The organism is Kribbella sp. NPDC056951, assembly GCF_042674205.1.
GTDB lineage: Bacteria > Actinomycetota > Actinomycetes > Propionibacteriales > Kribbellaceae > Kribbella > Kribbella yunnanensis.
This window is the reverse complement of record NZ_JBHUQZ010000001.1, coordinates 1114487-1133755: the sequence shown is the minus strand read 5'-3', so window position 1 is coordinate 1133755 and position 19269 is coordinate 1114487. Positions and strand designations below refer to the sequence as shown.

Below are 19269 nucleotides of genomic sequence, written 5' to 3'. Positions count from 1 at the left end.
TCATTGCCGGGGGCCCGAGACACTGGATAGCAACAGCAAGCTGACATAATAGCGGAAGACTTAACCGATTAGTGAGGTCCCCTCCAGATGCCGGAAGTCACCATCAGGTACTTCGCCGCCGCCCGCAGCGCCGCCGGTGAGTCCACCGCGACCGCAGACGCCGCCTCGCTCGGCGATCTGATCAGCACGGTCTCGTCCGATCGGCCCGAGCTCGCGCGGGTCCTCTCGCTCTGCACTTTTCTGCTGAACGGCGAGCGCGCGACGCCTGCCACGCTGCTTCCGGCGGGCGCTCAGGTCGACGCGCTGCCACCCTTCGCCGGCGGCTGATACGCCGTTGCGCGGCCGTCGTTATGTGACGGAAGAAAGTAGTGTGACTGGTGAGGCGACGACCTTTTACGACTGTCAAGGATCCTGCTACCTTGCGTATTCCGTCGTTCCACGGAAGGTCACCGATCATCGATGGCGCACGTTGCTCCGACCTCGCATCGCCGCGCGACCCGCGCTTCGCACCGCGGTCATCGCACCGCTGACGGTCCGATCCGCCGGTCCACCTGGCTGGGTCTGACCTTCGCGATGATTCTCGGCCTAGTCCTCAGTGGCCGCGAGCATGTCGGCGTCCACGCGGGCGGCGTCACCCTGCTGGTGATGCTGGTCCCGCTCACCCTGGCCGTCTTCGGTGCTGCCCTGCGGCGCGGGTTCGGAGGTCTCTCCGCGCTCACCACCGCAGGCGCACTCACCTTCGTGCTGCTCAAGTTCTTCCTGTGAGTGCGCCCCGCTGAGGCGGCGCACTCACCAGGAGCCGGTCAGGAACCGATCGAGATCCGGTCGGTCGCGCCCGGGGTGTACGGGTCGTGCGCGGTCAGGTACTTCGCGAAGGCGTCGATGTCGAGCCCGCCGAAGAACTTGTTCGTCGCGGTCGTGAAGGCCGGGAAGCCGTCACCACCGTCGGACAGGAAGTTGTTCGTGACGATCCGGTACGACGTCCCGTCCACGATCGGCTGCCCGGCGATCTTCACCGACCCTGCCACGATCTTCGAGCCCGCCGCCGCGGCCGGGTTCCAGGTGTAGGTGATACCGGCGACCTGGAGCACCTTGTACTTGCCGGCCTCCGGACCGTTCACGCCGGAGAACTGCTGCTCCAGCAGGGCCTTGATCTGCGTTCCGGTCATGTCCATCGAGACCAGGAAGTTGTTGAACGGCTGCACAGTGAAGGCCTGCCCGAAGGTGACCTCACCCGCGTTCGACGCCAGGTCCGCCCGGATCCCGCCCGGGTTCATGAACGCCGCCACCGGCACCTTGCCACCGGTCACGGTCGACGGATCGGCCAGCTGCCCGTCCGCGATCAGGTTGCCCAGCGGGGATTCGAGGGAATCGTCCGGGGTGCGCGAGACCGACGTACCGGTCAGGTGACCGATGACCTTGTTCGAGATCGGGGCTACCAGCGTCTGGTACTTGGTGATCAGCTCGCTGGTCCGGCGGTCGGCCGGTACATCGCGGGTGACGATCTGGTTGTTGGCCAGCGTGTTCAGCCGGTCGACGTCACCGGTGGCGTTGTTGATGCTCAGCCGGACCTCGGTGACGAGGCGGCCGAACGACGACGCGCTGGTCACGAGCCGCGGGTTGCCGGCGCTGTCCGGCAGGCTGCAGTTGTAGCCCTGGTGGGTGTGGCCGGAGATGATCGCGTCGATCTCCGGACTGAGGCCCTTGTTGATGTCGACGATCGGGCCGGAGATCCCCGGGCAGCTGTTGTACGCCTTCGGGTCGGCCGGGAAGCCACCCTCGTGCAGCAGCACGACGATCGACTTCACACCCTTCTTCTGCAGCACCGGAACCAGCGCGTTCGCGGACTCGATCTCGTCCTTGAAGGTCAGCCCCTCGACACCGGCCTTGGTGACGATGTTCGGCGTGTTCTCCAGGGTCATCCCGATGAAGGCGACCTTGCGGCCGTCGTCGAAGGTCTTGATCGTGTACGGCTTGAACAGCGTCTTCTGCGTGTTCTCGAAGAACACGTTGGCCGCCAGGTACTTGAACTTGGCGCCCTGGAACGGGCGCTTCGGGTCCGGGCAGGAGTTCTGGTTGTTCTGCCCGTCGCCGTCCGGCAGGCAGCCACCGGTCTGCATCCGGAGCAGCTCGTGCCAGCCCTCGTCGAACTCGTGGTTGCCGACCGAGGCGGCCTCCAGGCCCATCCCGTTCAGCGCTTCGACGGTCGGCTCGTCGTGGAACGCGGCCGACAGCAGCGGCGACGCCCCGATCAGGTCACCCGCGGCGACCGTCACCGAGTCCTGTCCCTTGGCCTCCGCCGACGCGCGCATCTGCTTCAGGTGCGTGGCCAGGAAGGCCGCCCCACCGGCCGGGACGCCGTTGATGTTGCCGCTCGATCCACCGGGCGCTTCCAGGTTGCCGTGGAAGTCGTTGATGGCGAGCAGCTGGATCTGCGTGTGCGTCGGCTTCGGTTTCGCCGGCGCTGCCTGGGTCACGGTTCCCCCCGTGGCCAAGCCGAGCACCGCGGCCGTGCCGGCGGCGATCAGGCCGACGCCCCGCCGTCCGCGCAGCCACTTCATGTCTCGTCCTGTCAAGGCCATGTCTACTCCGTCGTCGTAGCGATCACCGCGCGGATTCGCCACGCGATCCCGAGAAATTACCCGACGCGCGGCAACCCTTCCAAGGACTCGAGCATGAACTGACCAGGACCTTTTACGGTATTCCTGTGACTCTCGAAGCAGTTCCCTCACCGTTGCCCCCGGCCACCGCTGCCGCCGTCACAGAGCTCGCTCGCACGGCCGCGCACAGCGACGGTGTGAACCCGCTCGACGAGCGCACCCTCCTGCACCTCGACGGCGAACATCCCGGCGACCTGCACGTGCTCGCCTACGACGGCGAACCCGGCACCCTCGAACCCACCGGCCTCCAGTCCGCCCGCAACCTGATCGGCTACGCCGCTCTCACCCCCGAAGGCTCCGCCGAACTCGTCGTCACTCCGGACTTCCGCCGCCAAGGCACCGGTACGGCGCTCCTGCGCATCCTGCTCGACCATGCGGGCTCCCGGCTCGCCGTCTGGGCGCACGGCCGCCTGCCCGGCGCCGACGAACTCGCCGCCCACCTCGGGCTCGAGGTATCGCGCGAGCTCTACTTCCTCCGCCGTACCCGGGCCGACCTCCCCCAGCCGACCTGGGCCGAGGGCATCACGGTCCGCACCTTCGTCCCCGGCCAGGACGACGCCGCCTGGCTGAAGGTCAACAGCCAGGCCTTCGCCACCCACCCCGAACAAGGCGCCTGGACCCAGTCCGACCTCACCGACCGCCTCAACCAGCCTTGGTTCGACCCCGAGGGGTTCTTCCTCGCTATAGATGCCGAGGGCAACCTGGCCGGATACCACTGGACCAAGATCGAAGACGGCGGCGGCGAGGTCTATGTCGTAGGCGTCTCCCCCGATCACCAGGGAGCCGGCCTGGGTAAAGCCTTGACCCTCCAAGGGCTGATCTACCTCCAGGACACCCGCGGCCTGGACACCATCACCCTCTACGTGGACGGCACCAACACCCCGGCCCGCCGCCTCTACGCGAACCTCGGCTTCACCACGGCCGCCCAGCACGTCCAGTACACGCCCGTGACCGACGCCACACCGAACTCGGTCCCTCACTCCGCGTCATAATCCGCGGCAGTGCTCGTCTCACTGACAACCAGGAGCCGTCTGCGCCTCTAACCCCCCAGCCGGACGGCTCCTGGCCCCCAACTCGTCAGTGCAGTGCTGACTTGAGGTGGGTCGTGAGGGTGGTCAGGGCGTCCGCAGCGGCTCCGGGCAGGGCCTGGAGGTTGTAGTGGCCGTGCGGGAGCGAGTCGTGCGAGATGTGGGTCACTTCGACTCCGGCCTCGGCCAGCTTGTCGGCGTACTCGGTGCCCTCGTCCCGGAGCGGGTCGAAGCCGGCGGTGGTGATGAGAGCCGGCGGCAGGCCGGTGAGCGAATCGGCCAGCAGCGGGGAGACGACCGGGTCGGGGCGGAGTGCTGGGTCGGGCGTGTAGTGGTCCCGGTACCAGAGGATGTCTTCCTCGGTGAGGATGAAGTTCTCGCCGAAGAGGTCTCGGCTGGGACGGCGGCCGACCAGATCCACTGCGGGGTAGAGCAGCACCTGGAGCGCCGGGCGCGGGAAGTCGCGGACGACCGACTGCTGGGCCACCACCGCGGCCAAGTTCCCGCCGGCGCTGTCGCCGCCGACCGCGATCAGCCCTGGGTCGACTGTTAGGTCTTCGGCATGCTCGACGGCCCAGGTGAAGGCGGCGATGGCGTCTTCGGCAGCGGTCGGGGCGGGTGCCTCGGGGGCAAGGCGGTAGTCGACGGACAGGACGCGGATACCGGCATCGGCGGCGATGGTGCGGCAGAGGGCGTCGTGGGTGTCGAGATCGCCGACCACCCAGCCGCCACCGTGGAAGAAGACGAGCAGGCCGCGGCCGGCGTTCCGGGGCACGTAGAGACGCGCACCGAGCTGGCCGTCGGCGCCACGAACGGTGAGGTCGGTCACACGCTGTAGCTCGCGGGGGTGACCGGCGATCAGCTTGCTCACGCTGCGCAGGTTCGCGCGGGCCGTGGCCGCGTCCGTCTTAGTTGTGCCCGGCAACAATGACTCCACGCGCAGGAGCAGTTGCACTTCGGGGTCGAAGGTGTTGCCGTCGATCTGGATCGGGGCGCCGGCCAGGCGCCGCCGGACAGCGGTGGGCAGCGCGTAGAGCGGCGTCAGCGCGTTCGCCTGTACGGCGGACACGGTGCCGCGGAGCAAGGCGTCCAGTCGAGGGTTCACAAGGAGTGACGCTAGCAACAAGTTCGGACTGTCCGAAGACATGCCCTCCGCAACCTCATGTTCATCAAAGGATGGGATGCTGGTCAACGTGGCTGGAGACTTGCTGGCGTCCCATAATCGCGAGTACGACGTAGAACCGCCGTACGACATCGCGGCTGCGGGCGATCTCCCGGCGGACCGCTTCTCCGATCGTGAGTTGAGCTGGCTGGCGTTCAATCAGCGGGTGCTCGAGCTCGCCGAGAACGACACGGTCCCATTGCTCGAGCGGGCCAAGTTCCTGGCCATCTTCGCGAGCAACCTGGACGAGTTCTACATGGTCCGCGTCGCCGGTCTGAAGCGCCGGATCGCGGCCGGGGTCGCGGTGAAGGCGGCCAGTGGGCTGCTCCCGCGTGAGGTGCTCGACCGGAGCCTGACCCGTAGCCGCGAGCTGATGGACCGCCAGGCCGACACCTGGCGCAAGGTGGTCCAGCCGGCGCTGACCGAGCAGGGCATCGACATCCTGCGCTGGGTCGACCTGGAGCAGAGTGAGCGCGAGGAGATGACCCGGTTCTTCCGGGACCGCGTCTTCCCGGTGCTGACCCCGCTGGCGGTCGACCCGTCGCACCCGTTCCCGTACATCTCCGGCCTGAGCCTCAACCTGGCCGTCGTGGTCCGCAACCCCGACACCGGCGGCGAGCACTTCGCCCGGGTGAAGGTGCCGCCGCTGCTGCCGCGGTTCGTGCAGGTGGCCGAGGGCCGGTTCGTCCCGCTGGAGGACGTGATCGCGACCCACCTGGGCCAGCTGTTCCCGGGCATGGAGGTCACTCAGCACCACACCTTCCGGGTGACGCGTAACGAGGACCTCGAGGTCGAGGAGGACGACGCGGAGAACCTGCTGGCCGCGCTCGAGAAGGAGCTGCTGCGCCGCCGGTTCGGCCCGCCGGTCCGGCTCGAGGTCGAGGAGTCGATCGACCCGCAGGTGAAGGCGCTGCTGCTGTCCGAGCTGGGTGTCACCGCGGCCGAGGTGTTCGAGCTGCCCGGCCCGCTGGACCTGCGTGGTCTGTTCACGATCGCCGGTCTGGACCGCGCCGAGCTGAAGTATCCGGCGTTCGTCCCGTCCACCCACCCGCATCTGGCGGAGGTGGAGACCTCCAACCCGGCGGACATGTTCTACGCGCTCAAGCAGCGCGACGTCCTGGTCCACCACCCGTACGACTCCTTCTCGACCAGCGTGCAGCGCTTCATCGAGCAGGCGGCCGCCGACCCGCACGTGCTCGCGATCAAGCAGACGCTGTACCGCACCTCCGGTGACTCGCCCATCGTCGACGCCCTGATCGACGCGGCCGAGTCCGGCAAGCAGGTGCTGGTGCTGGTGGAGATCCAGGCCCGGTTCGACGAGCAGGCGAACATCAAGTGGGCCCGGCAGCTCGAGCACGCCGGCTGCCACGTCGTGTACGGCGTGATCGGCCTGAAGACGCACTCCAAACTCTCCATGGTGGTTCGGGACGAGCCGGATGGTCTGCGCCGCTATGTCCACATCGGCACCGGCAACTACCACCCCAAGACCGCCCGGCTGTACGAGGACCTCGGCCTGCTGACCAGCGACAAGGTGGTCACCGAGGACGTGGCCCACCTGTTCAACCACCTCTCCGGTTTCGCCCGCAACGCGGGCTACCGCCGGATCCTGGTGGCTCCCCAGTCAGTACGGCGTGGTCTGATCGAGCGCATCAACCGCGAGGTCCAGCACCACTTGGCCGGTCGTCCGGCCCGGGTGCGGATCAAGGTCAACAGCCTGGTCGACGAGGCCCTGTGTGACGCGCTCTACCGGGCCTCGCAGGCCGGCGTACCGGTCGAGCTGTGGATCCGTGGCATCTGCACCATCCGGCCGGGGATCGAGGGACTGTCGGAGAACATCCGCGTCCGCAGCATCCTGGGCCGGTTCCTCGAGCACAGCCGAGTGTTCTGGTTCGAGAACGGCGATGAGCCCGAGGCGTGGATCGGATCGGCCGACCTGATGCACCGCAACCTGGACCGCCGGGTCGAGGTGCTCGTGCAACTCAAGGAGCCCGACCACATCGGTGAGGTCCGGGAGATGTTCGACATGGCTCTCGACGACGAGACCCAGTCCTGGTGGTTGCAGCCGGACAACACCTGGGAAGCCAGACTGACCCGACCAGATGGTGAGCCACTGCGTGACCTGCAGGAAAAGCTGATCGCCACGCGTGGCCGCCGCAGAACTGCCGACCCGATTACTTAGGCTTCGACTATGAGCAACCCGGCGACGGTTATCGCCGCGGGTGGTGTCGTGTGGCGTGAGCGCCGCGGCATCCGTGAGGTGCTGCTCGTGCACCGCCCTCGGTACGACGACTGGTCCCTGCCGAAGGGCAAGCTGTCCCAGCACGAGCACGTCCTGCTCGCGGCACGACGTGAGATCGAGGAAGAGACCGGCGTACAGGTAGTGCTCGGTGCACCACTCGGTGTGCAGCGCTATCTGGTCCGCAAGAACGGCGGTACGGCGCAGAAGCTGGTGCACTACTGGTCTGCCGCCGCCACTGGGGGCGGTGACTTCCAGCCGAACGACGAGGTCGACGAGATCGAGTGGCTGCCGGTGGACAAGGCCCGGTCGCGGCTCAGCTACCCGCGTGACGTCGACATCCTGGACGCCCTCAACCGTGTGGCGTCCGTGGACGCGACTCTGATCCTGGTGCGGCACGCGGAGGCGGTGAAACGCAAGGACTGGGACGGCAAGGACACACTCCGCCCGCTCAACCCGACCGGTACGGCGGTCGCCGAGCGACTGAGCGACGTACTGGCTGCTCTCGGTGCGAACCGGCTGATCAGCAGCGACGCCGAGCGCTGCACAGCCACAGTGCTGCCGTACGCCGACTCGATCGACCGGCACGTGCACCTCTGGCCAGAGATCTCCGAACGCGGGTACGACGCCGATCCGGACCGCCTGCGCGGTTCGGGCGACCGGGCGTGGAAGTCGGACCGCGTGACTGTGGTGTGCTCGCACCGGCCGGTACTGCCCGCACTGCAACGCGAACTCGGTCTCAAGGTCGGGAAGTTCTCCCCCGGCGCCTTCCTGGTCGCACACCGGCTGGCCGACGGCCGGCTCGTGTACGAACGGTTCCGCGCACCGTAGAGACACGGCTCGGTGTCGATCCTGGCACAGCCGCAGGGGCTTCCGGGTGACACTGGGAGTGGCGGGTATGTTCCTACCGAGGAACCGGCGCCCCACCGGGTGCCGGTCTGAGGAGAGGTCGCACCATGACGATGATGCGAGAACTGACACTGATCGGGATCCGGATGGAATCGCCCAACCGGGCACCGGTGATGATGCTGCGCGAGACCGAGGGCTACCGCTACCTGCCGATCTCGATCGGCTCGGTCGAAGCGACCGCCATCGCCTACGAGGAACAGGGCCTGCGCCCGTCCCGTCCGCTCACCCACGATCTGATGCGGGACCTGATCGAGGCCTGGGGCGTGCGGCTCGAGGCGGTCGAGATCGTCGAACTGCGCGATGCGGTGTTCTACGCGGAGTTACTGCTCGACAACGGTGCGCGAGTGTCGGCGCGACCGAGCGACTCGGTGGCGCTCGCCGTACGGCTGAACACCCCGATCCGTTGTACAGAAGAGGTTCTCCGCGAGGCGGGCGTGGCCACGCCCGAGGAGGAACAGGCCGAGCTGGAGCGGTTCCGCCAGTTCCTGGACGGCGTCGCGCCGGAGGACTTCTCCAGCTGAGTGAGCTTTTGCACGTTGGTGCAAAAGTTTTCCGGTCTGCACCGTTGACCTGTTAGGGTCCGAGCCACGCGCTGGCGGCAGGGGTGATCGCCAGGCGAATCTCCCCTGGGGTTACACACATGCGCAAATTTGCCCTTGCGGCGACGGCTGTCGCTGCCCTCTCCGTCGGTCTCCAGACGCCCGCGTTCGCCGCGGCGCCGGACGCACCGACCGACCTGACCGTCGACTGGCAGGCCGGCAAGGTCCACCTGACCTGGAAGGACAACGGCGAGGCCAACTACATCCTCGCCGAGTACGACGGCGGCACGCCCGGCACCGTCCTCCAGACCACCGCCGCCGAAGGAAACGACGTGACGCTGTCGGTTCCGCTGCGGCAGGCGGAGCGCGTGCGGCTGCTCGTCCGGTCCGAGAACGCCGACGGCGTCAGCGCGGATGCGGCGACGCCCGCGTTCGACACCCTGCGCCCCTCCGCTCCGGGTCTGAAGGACGCCAACCTGGCAACGAACCTGACGACCAACCTGAGCTGGGTGCCGGGCTCGATCATCTCGGACAACACGCCGAACGACCCGCTGGACCTCCCGGGTAACGGAACCGTCCAGGCGAACGTCACCGGCCCCGGCGGCGCCAAGAGCTACCCCTTCGCCGCTGGTGCGACCTCCGGCTCGGTGCCCGCACAGGCTCGGCCCGCAGCGATCAAGCTGAGCCAGGTCAACGAGTGGGGCACGAGCCCGCAGGACGTCAAGACCGTCAAGCTGGGCACGCTCGGCGCCTCGACCACCGTCCCGGCCTCGGCGCTGTTCTCGAACCGCCTCGCGATCAAGAGCACCCTGGACCTGTTCACCAGCGCGGGCCGCGAGGAGCGGGCCAGCGGGATCAAGGTCGAACTGCAGGCCCGCGGCAAGACCACGGACGCCTGGAAGACCTACGGCCGCTACAGCGGTAACACCACGGCCGCCTTCGACACCGGCATCGCCTCGCTGGGCAACCGTCAGTACCGGCTCTGGGTCCCGGCCCGCAAGGTCGTCAGCGGCAACATCATCGCGCTGACCCCGGCCGCCTCGACCGGCGCGAAGTCCTCGAAGACCTACGTCAAGTTCGGCCCCGGCGGCTTCAACCCGTCGACGGTCCGGGTCGGCGGTCGCTCGACCCTGTCGGTCAAGATCCTGCCGGCCGTCACCGTCAAGGCCCGTCCACAGGGCTGGGACGGCCGCCGCTGGATCGACCTCGGCATCGACGTACCGCTCACCAAGGGTTCGTACGTCGAGCGCGGTGACATCGAGACCGAGCGCTACACGCTGCGCCTGCGCTTCGTCGTACCGACCGTCGTCGTCAACGGCCTGACCGTCCTGGCGAACACGAGCCCGGCGTACAACCTCACCGTCAAGTAGTAGTCAGTCACCGCATGTTCACCGCCACGGCAGCTCCTGCCGTGGCGGTGAGTGCGTTTTCGAAAGGCTCCCCCATGCGTAAGTTTGCCCTCGCGGCGACCGCGGTCGCCGCCCTCTCCGTCGGTCTCCAGACCCCCGCCTTCGCGGCGGCCCCGGACGCCCCGACCGAGCTCACCGTCGGCTGGGCCGACAAGTCGGTCCACCTGACCTGGAAGGACAACGGCGAGGCCAACACGGTCCACCTCGAGGACCTGGACACCAACCAGTCGCGGCTCGTCGCCGAGGTGTTGTCGACCAGCGCGAACGACGTCGTACTGCCGCCCACCTTCGGCCAGAACGCCCGGGTCCGGCTGGTCGTCAAGGCCGTTGCCGGTAGCGAGGTCAGCACGGGGACCGCGACGCCGGAGTTCGACACCCAGACGCCGGGTCAGCCGGTGCTGCAGGATGCCAACCTAGCCACGAACCTGACCACCACGCTCAAGTACTCGCAGGCCGCCGTGGTCGACAAGAACCCGGGCGACCCGCTCGACCTGCCGGCCACGGACAAGGCCCTCACCGCGTTCATCGACCTCCCCGGCACCGCCACGAACAGCTACCCCCTCGACCCGGGTGCGACGTCGGCCACCATCCCGGCCCAGGCTCGGCCGGCATCGATCCAGCTGATCGCCGCCAACGAGTGGGGCTCGTTCCGGGCCACCAAGAGCGTTCGGCTCGGCACTCTCGGCGCCGGCATCTCGGTGCCCGCGTCGGCGGTGTACACCAGCCGGCTCGCGATCAAGAGCACGATCGACCTGTTCACCAGCGAAGGCCGCGAAGAGCGGGCCAGCGGGATCCCGGTCGAGCTGCAGGCCCGCGCCGGAACCACCGACGCCTGGAAGACCTACGGCCGGTACGCCGGTAACACCACGACCGCCTTCGACACCGGCATCGCGTCGCTCGGCAACCGTCAGTACCGGCTCTGGGTCCCGGCCCGCAAGATCGTCAGCACCAACGTCATCGCGCTGACCCCGGCCACCTCGACCTCCGCCAAGTCCTCCAAGACGCTGATCAAGTTCATCTCCGCCGGCTTCACCCCCGCCGTCGCCCGCCGCGGCGCCAACGTGGACCTGTCCGCGCGGATCTCCCCCGCCTCGACCGTCAAGGCCCGCCTGCAGTTCTGGGACGGCCAGCGCTGGTTCGACGCCGGCCCCCTGCAGTTCACCAAGGGCTACGCCCTCCAGCACGGCGGCGCCGGCGACGAGCCCGGCTCAGCCCGCTTCCGCATCACCGCACCCGCGGTCGTAGTCAACGGCCTGACCCTCAGCGCCACCACCAGCTCCGCCTTCACACTGACCGTTCGCTAAGTACAGCTCCACGAATCCCCGCTCCGGCCCCACGGGTCGGCAGCGGGGATTTTGCTGACCACCCCCTGAGGAATCCTTCATGCGCAAACTCGCCGCTGTCGCGGCCTCCGCCGTACTGCTGACCGCCGGGCTGCAGGCACCTGCCTGGGCAGCCGATCCGGCCACCGACTTCGAGCTCTCCTGGCTCAATGCCAAGCTGCACCTGACTTGGAAGGACAACGGCGAGCAGAACATCGTCCTCGCCGAGTACGACGGCCAGCAGGAGCTCATTCTCTTCGCCAACCTCGCCGCCGGCGAACCGAACGACATCCAGGGCTTCTCCAACCTGCAGCCGGCGGACAAGGTCCGGTTCATCCTCCGCACGGTGGCCGCCGACGGTTCCAGCGTGGACACGCTGTCGCCCTGGTTCGACACCCGCGGCCCGGGTGCACCGGCTCTCCAGGACGCCAACCTGCTCACGAACCTGAGCACCACGCTCAAGTGGACCCAGGGCACCGTCGAGGACAAGACGCCGGGCGACCCCCTCGACGTACCAGGCAATGGCACCGTCAAGGCTGTCGTCGACCTCCCCGGCACCGCCACGAAGAGCTACCCCTTCGCCGCCGGTACGACGACCGGCACGATCCCCGCGCAGGCCCGCCCCGCGGCGATCAAGCTGGTCGCGGTCAACGAGTGGACCGAGACCGCCGACACCAAGACCGTCCGCCTCGGCACCCTCGGAGCCGGGATCACAGTTCCCGCGTCGGCGGCGTACGGGAACCGTCTTGGCATCAAGAGCACGCTCGACCTGTTCACCAGCGAGGGCCGCGAAGAACGTGCCAGCGGCATCAAGGTCGAACTCCAGGCCCGCGCCAAGACCACCGACGCCTGGAAGACCTACGGCCGGTACGCCGGTAACACGACGACCGCCTTCGAGACCGGAATCGCTGCCCTCGGCAACCGCCAGTACCGGCTGCTTGTCCCGGCCCGGAAGGTTGTCAGCGGCAACGTCATCGCCCTGACCCCGGCGTCGTCGACCTCGGCCAAGTCCTCGAAGACGTTCATCAAGTTCGTCAGCCTGCGCTTCACCCCCGCGGCGGCCAAGACCGGCACCAAGGTCGACATCACGGGCAAGATCCAGCCCGGAGCCACCGTCCGCGGCACCCTGCAGTACTGGACCGGCTCCAAGTGGGACAAGGGCTTCGCGGTGCAGTTCAACAATGGCTCCATGCTCAAGCACGGCAGGGCCGGCGTCGACAAGCCAGGCACCTACCGCCACCGCATCGTCCTCCCCGCCATCACAGTCAACGGCCTGCTCCTGAGCGCCACCGTCAGCCCCACCTTCAACTTCACCCTCCGCTGAGATTGCACGAAGCTGCAACTCATCGAGCTTGCCCGACCCGCCAGTGCGTGCGCTACTTTTCCTGCACGCACTGGCGGCAGGGGTGATCGCCAGGCACTCTCACCTGGGGACCACATGCGCAAGACTGTTCTGACCGCGGCCGCTGCCGCCGTACTGACCGCCGGCCTGCAGGCACCAGCCTGGGCCGTCGAGACCCCGCCCGCGCCGACGGACGTCACCGTCGGGTGGTTCAACGGCCAGGTGCACCTGACCTGGAAGGACAACGGCGAGCAGAACGAGGTCCTGCTCGAGAACCAGGACACGCAGGACATCAAGATCGTCGCGACCACCGCCGCGGACGCGCCGAACGAGGTCCAACTGCCACCGACCTTCCAGGCCGCCGAACGCGTCCGGCTGCACGTCCGGTCCTTCGTCGACCAGCAGTACAGCCAGCAGACGCCGACACCGCAGTTCGACACGCTCCGGCCGAACGTACCGGCCTTGCAGGACGCCAACCTGCTCACGAACCTGTCCACATCACTCAAGTGGAAGCAGTTCCCGATCGGCGACACGAACCCGGGCGATCCGCTGGACCTCCCGACCGGCGAATCGGTCAAGGCCTCCGTCGACCTCCCCGGTACCGCGACCCGCACCTACAGCTTCGCCCCGGGAACAACCGGCACCATCCCGGCCCAGCCACGCCCGGCCGCGGTCAAGCTGAGCGGCGTCAACGAGTGGGGCGAGACCGCCGACACCAAACTCGTCCGCCTCGGCACCCTGGGCGCCGGCATCACCGTCCCCGCGTCCGCGCTCTACGGGAACCGCCTTGGTATCAAGAGCACCCTCGACCTCTTCACCAGCGAGGGGCGCGAGGAGCGCGCCAGCGGCATCAAGGTCGAACTCCAGGCCCGCGCCAAGACCACCGACGCCTGGAAGACCTACGGCCGGTACGCCGGTAACACCACGACCGCCTTCGAGACCGGCATCGCTGCCCTCGGCAACCGCCAGTACCGGCTGCTCGTCCCGGCCCGGAAGGTTGTCAGCGGCAACGTCATCGCCCTGACCCCGGCGTCGTCGACCTCGGCCAAGTCCTCCAAGACCCTGGTCAAGTTCGTCAGCAAGGGCTTCACTCCCGCCCACCCGGCCCGCCACGCCAACGTCGATGTCTGGGCCAAGATCCAGCCCGCCGCAACGGTCCGCGGCACCCTCCAGGTCCTGCTCAACAACAAGTGGAGCAACGTCTTCCCGGTCCAGTTCCGCAACGGCTCCATGCTCACCCACGCCAACGTAGGCAACGACCGCGGCCACTTCCTCTACCGCATAGCCCTCCCCGCCACCACCATCAACGGCCTCCCCCTCAGCCCCACAACCAGCTCAGCCTTCCCCATCACCATCGGCTAATTGCACGAACCTGCAACCGATTCGACTTGCCTCACCCGCCAGTCCGTGCGCTACTTTTTCCTGCACGCACTGGCGGCAGGGGTGACCACCAGGCGTACTCACCTGGGGATCCCATGCGAAAACTCGCAGCCACCACCGCTGCCGCCGTACTCCTGACCACCGGTCTGTCCACGTCGGCCTGGGCTGCTGATCCGGCCCCGACCGACGTACAGATCTCCTGGGCCGGGGACAAGATTCGGGTGACGTGGAAGGACGACGGTGTTGCCAACACCATCCGGGCCGTCTATCCGGTGACCGGCGGCAGCAAGACCATCGGGGGCCGGATCGAAGGGGAGACGAACGAGCTCGAGGTTCTTCCGACCGTGTTGGAAGCTGACCGGGACAAGGTGCAGATCACGGTCGCCGGCCGTACGACGGGGCAGTGGGGCACTCCGACGTCGTCGGTGAGCTTCGATACCCGGCAGCCGACGTTCCTGCAGGTCAAGGATGCCGATCTGCTCGCCGATCGGTCGGTCCGCATCCGGTGGACCCAGAAAGTCCGGCAGGATCTGACACCGAACGACCCCTTGGACCGACCGGAATCCGAGGACTGGCGCACGGTTGAGATCCACGACGAGGACGGCAGCGGTGTCTTCGCGACGTACCCGTTCGCACCGGGGTCGACGACCGTGACCGTCCCTGCGCAGCCAAAGCTGTCCTGGCTGGCGGTCAAGACCGGCAACGTGTGGGGCACCTCCTCTCCGGCCTCGCTCGAGAACTACGTCACCGTGCATCCCCGCGCCTTGAAGGCCAAGATGTCCGTGCCTGCCCTGGGCGTCTTCAGCAAGCGCCTCGGGATCTACAGCTCGCTCAGCCCGAGTCTTTCCGGCACCTGGCCGGTGGAGTTGCAGGCGCGTGCGAGCAGCACCGCCGCCTGGAAAACGGTCGGCCGCTACTCCATCAGTGACATCGGAAACCACGAGACCGGTATCGCGTCGCTGGGTGGCCGGCAGTACCGCCTCTGGGTACCGGCTCTGAAGAAGATCAACGAGTCGTGGATCGACCTGTTCCCGGCTGCGTCGACCTCGGCCAAGGCATCGCAGACGACGACCAAGTTCACGGACGTCGGGTTCGACCGCAGGGGAACCGAGCTTGGTCAGACCGTGAACCTGATAGTGAAGATCCAGCCCGCTCTGACGGTCCGCGGCAATCTGCAGCGCTGGGTCGACGGGAGCTGGCGCAACGGTCCCGTCGTACAGATCACGAACGGTACGGCGCGGCTTCCGATGAAGGCCACCGTGAAGGGTCAACCGCGGTATCGCGTGGCGCTTCCGAGGCTGGCCTACAACGGCCTGCCACTCGTGGCCACCACCAGCAGCACCTTCACCCTGATCGTGTGATCCCAGTGAGGACTCTCTCCATGCGCAAACTTCTCGCCTCTGCAACCACTGCGGCGGTGATGGCAGCCACCTTGTCCACCCCGGCCTGGGCTGCTGATCCGGCCCCGACCGACGTACAGATCTCCTGGGCCGGGGACCAGATTCGGGTGACCTGGGCGGACGACGGGGCCGCCAACACCATCCGCACCACTGTCCCGGCCGACGGCGGTAGCGCGGTTCTCGGAGGACGGGTCGAGGGCGAAACCAACGAGCTGATGGTCTCCCCGTCCATGCTCGGGGCTGATCGGGAGCAGGTGCAGATCACGGTCGCGAGCGGTACGACGGGGCACTGGGGTGCGCCGACGGCGTCGGTCACGTTCGACACTCGTCGGCCGGCACCCCTGTTCATCCAGGACGCCGATCTGCTGGCCGACCGGTCGGTCCGGCTGCGGTGGACGCAGGCAACGCGCGCGGACCAGACGCCGAACGACCCGCTGGACCGGCCGACATCCGAGGACTGGCGGCTGGTGTGGGTCGACCAGTGGGCCGGCAGCCGCAGGCTCGCGACGTACCCCATCGCTCCGGACACGACCACGATGACCGTCCCCGCGCAGGCCGAGCCGTGGACCAGCACGAGCGTGCAGACCGGGAACGTGTGGGGCCGGTCCGTCTCCGGACCCCTAGAGGACAGCCGGACGGTGCATACCGGCACACAGCGGGCGGGGATCTCCGTGCCTGCACAGGGAGTCTTCGGCGAGCGTCTGGGCATCTACAGCACGCTTGACGCCAATCACCCGGTGCAGCTGCAGGCACGCCCGACCAGCACAGCCCCGTGGAAGACCGTCGGCCGGTACAGCGGAAGCGTCGGCCGGCCGTTCGAGACCGGGATCGCGTCCCTCGGCGGCCGCCAGTACCGCTTGTGGGTGCCCGCGGTGAAAGAGATCGAGGAGGGGTGGATCGACCTCTTCTCAGCCGCGTCGACGTCGGCCAAGTCGTCGCAGACCACGACCAAGTTCGCGGTCGTCGGCTTCGACAAGAAGGCAGCAGAGCTCGGAACGAACGTGTATCTGACGGTGAAGATCCAGCCTGGTGTCACCGTGCGCGGCAACCTCCAGCGCTGGGCCAACGGGAGTTGGCGCAGCGGTCCCGTCGTACAGATCAAGAACGGCGCGATGGTGCGGATGCCGATCAAGACCGCGCTGAAGGGTGAGACGCGCTACCGCGTCGTGCTTCCGAAGTTCAGCTACAACGGCCTGCCGATCCTGGCCACCACCAGCAAGACCTTCACCCTCATCGTTCTGTGACCCGAGCTAGGACTCTCTTCATGCGCAAGCTTCTCGTCACCGCAACCACTGCGGCTGTCCTCACCGCTGCCGTGTCCACTCCGGCGTGGGCCGCTGCCCCGGAAGCACCGACCGACGTACAGATCTCCTGGGCCGACGGCAAGGTCCGCGTGACCTGGCAGGACAACGGCGAACCGAACATGGTCCGAGCGGAGTACGTGGACGCGGACCGGACGGTGCTGCTCGCCAACAGGACGGCCACGCAGACGAACGAGGCCAGCATCTCCGGTGCCGCCTTCGAGGATCGTGACCGGATCAGAATCCTGGTCACGTCGTACCTCACCGGTCAGGGCAGTAGCACCGCGGCGACCAGCCCGTTGTTCGACGCACGGGTGCCGGTCTTCCCCTTCATCGAGGACGCCGATCTGCTGGCCGATCAGTCGGTGCGATTGCGCTGGACGCAACCCACGGTTCAGGACCTGACGCCGAACGATCCACTGGACCGGCCGGTCGACGACCAGTACCTGGGTCTGCAACTCGGGGCTCCCGGGGCGCCGGTGGAGAAGATCACGGTCCCGGTCGGCTCGACGACGTACACCGTCCCGGCCCGGCCCCGGCCGTGGTCCATCACGATGTACGCCGGTAACGAGTGGAAAGCGTCGTACATCCATGAGGCCGGCAGCGGCCCGTCGTACCAGCGAACGGTGTCTGTCGGCACGGTGCAGGCGGTCCTGTCCGGCGTACCGGCGCGGATGGCATACGGGCTGTGGATGCCGATGCGCACCACTCTCACGTCCAACCTGCCGGGTGAATACTTCGATGCGGTTCAGCTTCAAGCGCGCCCGAACAGCGCAGCCGCCTGGAAGACCTACGGCCGGTACTCCGCCTACATCAAGTCGTTCGACACCGGCCTGGGTTCGCTCGGCGGCCGCCAGTACCGGATCTGGGTCCCGGCGTTGAAGAAGTCCGACTGGTCGACGATCACCCTGGCGCCTGCGGTCTCGACCGCGGCCAAATCCTCGCGAACCTTCTCGAGGATGCTCACCACCAAGTTCCAGCCGGCCAGCCTGAAGGTCGGCCAGACCACGAAGCTGAACGTCGCTGTCCGGCCCGAGGTCGACATGAAGGCAGCCTTGCAGCAGTGGGACGGCAAGCACTGGCGCTATGCGCGGGCACTCCCGTTGACGAAGGGACGAGCGAGCGTCGCGATCAAGGCGACTCGACGCGGCACGACGAAGTTCCGGATCGCCACCCCGGCCGTCACTGTCAACGGCCTGCCGGTGGACGCCGCCACCAGCACTCCCTTCACCCTCACGATTCGCTAGGTAGCCACTTCATGCGTAAATCAATGGCTATCGGTGGCGCCGCTCTGCTGCTCACCGCGGGGTTGTCGGGCCCTGCTTGGGCTGTGGCTCCGGAGGCCCCTACCGACCTGCAGGTCGGCTGGGTGGATCCGGCCGCGCCCACCAAGGTGCGGCTGACCTGGAAGGACAATGGCGAAGCGAATCGGGTGCGGGTCGAGTACCAGGACTGGCCGACTCCTGAGCTTCTGGTTCAAGTGCCGGCAGACCAGCCCAACGACGTCGCGCGTACTGCAGTTGCCTACTTCAGACTGAACAAGGTTGCCCGGATCCAGGTGACGGCGGTCGACGCTGACGGTGTCGAGAGTTCTCCGGTCTTTTCGGCCTGGTTCGACACCACCGGGCCGGCAGCACCGACCTTGAAGGGCGCGACGCCGCTCCCGGACGGGGCGCTGCAGGTCAACTGGGCGAACGCCCCGGTGCCCGAAGAGACCACTCCCGGCGATCCGCTCGACCTTCCGACGAGCAAGGCGGTCGGGCCGGTGGTCTGGTCCCCCAGCGAATCGGCCGGCGGAACGATGGAGTGGTTCGCAGCTCCGGCCGGTACGACGAGTGCCGTCGTACCACCGCGTCCTCGGCCGTTCCCGGTCCGGATCGCTGCGCAGAACGAGTGGGGCAAGCAGGAGTCGAAGCGGAGGCTCGTGTTCAGCACGATGACTATTCGCTACACCTTTGTCCCCACCATGGACGAGTACAGCTGGAGCGAGCCGATCCAGGCGACAGCCAGCACGCCGATCTGCCTGCCGGTGACGCCGAGCTGCAAGCCGAGGACAGTCGGTATCCCGGTCACGCTGGAAGGACGAGCCAAGGCCAAGCAGCCGTGGGGCTACATCTCGCGGGCGACGTCCGGTACTGCCGGCCAGGTGCAAGGAGGGACGCGCGCACGCGGCGGGCAGGAGTACCGGCTCAATGTACCGAGCTGGAAGAACTTCCCCGAGCAGAGCGAGTGGATCGTCGCGACACCGGCATCGACCAGCGCGCGGCTGGTGAAGACGCGGGCATACATCGCGACCGCAGGTTTCAGCCGTCCGACCGCCCAGGTCGGCCAAACCGTCAACTTGGTCGTCGATTCGCGGCCCTGGGTGACGACCAAGGTCACCCTGCAAGCCTGGAACGGCACGAGCTGGCGTACGGCGCGGACCGTGCAACTCACCAACGGCAAGGCGACGGTGGCGATTCGGGCCGCCGGGCGCGGAACCAAGACCCGCTACCGGATCGCGGTCCCCCGGCTCGTTGTCGGCGGCCTGCCGATCGAGCCGACGATCAGCCGCGAGTTCACCCTCACCGTCCGCTAGGGA

The 19269-nt window shown here is 67.7% G+C and carries 16 protein-coding genes; 14 read left to right on the top strand and 2 right to left on the bottom strand.

Features of this window, described 5'->3' with window-relative positions; translation table 11 throughout:
• Nucleotides 1-87 precede the first annotated feature (87 nt).
• Both ACFTSF_RS05345 and ACFTSF_RS05340 read left to right on the top strand, forming a co-directional pair.
• Nucleotides 88-327, top strand: coding sequence for a MoaD/ThiS family protein (locus tag ACFTSF_RS05345; protein WP_344159484.1), 240 nt, complete (start codon nt 88-90; stop codon nt 325-327).
• 132 nt (nt 328-459) lie between these two features.
• Complete coding sequence (locus ACFTSF_RS05340; RefSeq protein ID WP_380152619.1) at nt 460-765, top strand: hypothetical protein; 306 nt, start codon at nt 460-462, stop codon at nt 763-765.
• A gap of 38 nt (nt 766-803) precedes the next feature.
• Here the strand turns inward: ACFTSF_RS05340 and ACFTSF_RS05335 are convergent, their stop codons facing one another.
• A complete protein-coding gene (locus ACFTSF_RS05335; RefSeq protein ID WP_380152618.1) occupies nt 804-2561 on the bottom strand; it encodes a bifunctional metallophosphatase/5'-nucleotidase in 1758 nt (585 codons plus the stop codon).
• Nucleotides 2562-2707: 146 nt separating this feature from the next.
• Here ACFTSF_RS05335 and mshD point away from each other — a divergent pair, with 146 nt between their 5' ends.
• On the top strand, nt 2708-3652 hold the full coding sequence (gene mshD / locus ACFTSF_RS05330; RefSeq protein WP_380152617.1) for a mycothiol synthase: 945 nt from the start codon (nt 2708-2710) through the stop codon (nt 3650-3652).
• Nucleotides 3653-3737: 85 nt separating this feature from the next.
• Here the strand turns inward: mshD and ACFTSF_RS05325 are convergent, their stop codons facing one another.
• A complete protein-coding gene (locus tag ACFTSF_RS05325) occupies nt 3738-4793 on the bottom strand; it encodes an alpha/beta hydrolase (RefSeq protein ID WP_380152616.1) in 1056 nt (351 codons plus the stop codon).
• 76 nt (nt 4794-4869) lie between these two features.
• On the opposite strand from ACFTSF_RS05325, the gene ACFTSF_RS05320 reads away from it, so the two are divergent.
• The 11 genes from ACFTSF_RS05320 to ACFTSF_RS05270 all read left to right on the top strand — a co-directional run bounded on the left by ACFTSF_RS05320 (nt 4870) and on the right by ACFTSF_RS05270 (nt 19266).
• The gene (locus ACFTSF_RS05320) at nt 4870-7029 is read left to right on the top strand and encodes an RNA degradosome polyphosphate kinase (protein WP_380152615.1); all 2160 of its coding nucleotides are present in this window, start codon (nt 4870-4872) and stop codon (nt 7027-7029) included.
• 9 nt (nt 7030-7038) lie between these two features.
• Complete coding sequence (locus ACFTSF_RS05315) at nt 7039-7917, top strand: NUDIX domain-containing protein (protein ID WP_380152614.1); 879 nt, start codon at nt 7039-7041, stop codon at nt 7915-7917.
• A gap of 134 nt (nt 7918-8051) precedes the next feature.
• On the top strand, nt 8052-8516 hold the full coding sequence (locus tag ACFTSF_RS05310) for a bifunctional nuclease family protein (protein WP_165952492.1): 465 nt from the start codon (nt 8052-8054) through the stop codon (nt 8514-8516).
• Between the two features lie 119 nt (nt 8517-8635).
• On the top strand, nt 8636-9904 hold the full coding sequence (locus ACFTSF_RS05305; protein ID WP_380152613.1) for a hypothetical protein: 1269 nt from the start codon (nt 8636-8638) through the stop codon (nt 9902-9904).
• Nucleotides 9905-9978: 74 nt separating this feature from the next.
• Nucleotides 9979-11247, top strand: a complete 1269-nt coding sequence (locus tag ACFTSF_RS05300; RefSeq protein WP_380152612.1) for a hypothetical protein — start codon at nt 9979-9981, stop codon at nt 11245-11247.
• Nucleotides 11248-11326: 79 nt separating this feature from the next.
• Nucleotides 11327-12589 (top strand): hypothetical protein, encoded by a 1263-nt coding sequence (locus ACFTSF_RS05295; RefSeq protein WP_380152611.1) that lies wholly within the window; start codon nt 11327-11329, stop codon nt 12587-12589.
• A 114-nt stretch (nt 12590-12703) separates the two neighbouring features.
• A complete protein-coding gene (locus ACFTSF_RS05290; protein WP_380152610.1) occupies nt 12704-13969 on the top strand; it encodes a hypothetical protein in 1266 nt (421 codons plus the stop codon).
• Nucleotides 13970-14082: 113 nt separating this feature from the next.
• On the top strand, nt 14083-15348 hold the full coding sequence (locus tag ACFTSF_RS05285) for a hypothetical protein (protein WP_380152609.1): 1266 nt from the start codon (nt 14083-14085) through the stop codon (nt 15346-15348).
• A 20-nt stretch (nt 15349-15368) separates the two neighbouring features.
• Nucleotides 15369-16631 (top strand): hypothetical protein, encoded by a 1263-nt coding sequence (locus ACFTSF_RS05280; protein ID WP_380152608.1) that lies wholly within the window; start codon nt 15369-15371, stop codon nt 16629-16631.
• A 20-nt stretch (nt 16632-16651) separates the two neighbouring features.
• On the top strand, nt 16652-17935 hold the full coding sequence (locus ACFTSF_RS05275) for a hypothetical protein (RefSeq protein ID WP_380152607.1): 1284 nt from the start codon (nt 16652-16654) through the stop codon (nt 17933-17935).
• Nucleotides 17936-17946: 11 nt separating this feature from the next.
• Nucleotides 17947-19266 (top strand): hypothetical protein, encoded by a 1320-nt coding sequence (locus ACFTSF_RS05270; protein WP_380152606.1) that lies wholly within the window; start codon nt 17947-17949, stop codon nt 19264-19266.
• Nucleotides 19267-19269: the final 3 nt, after the last annotated feature.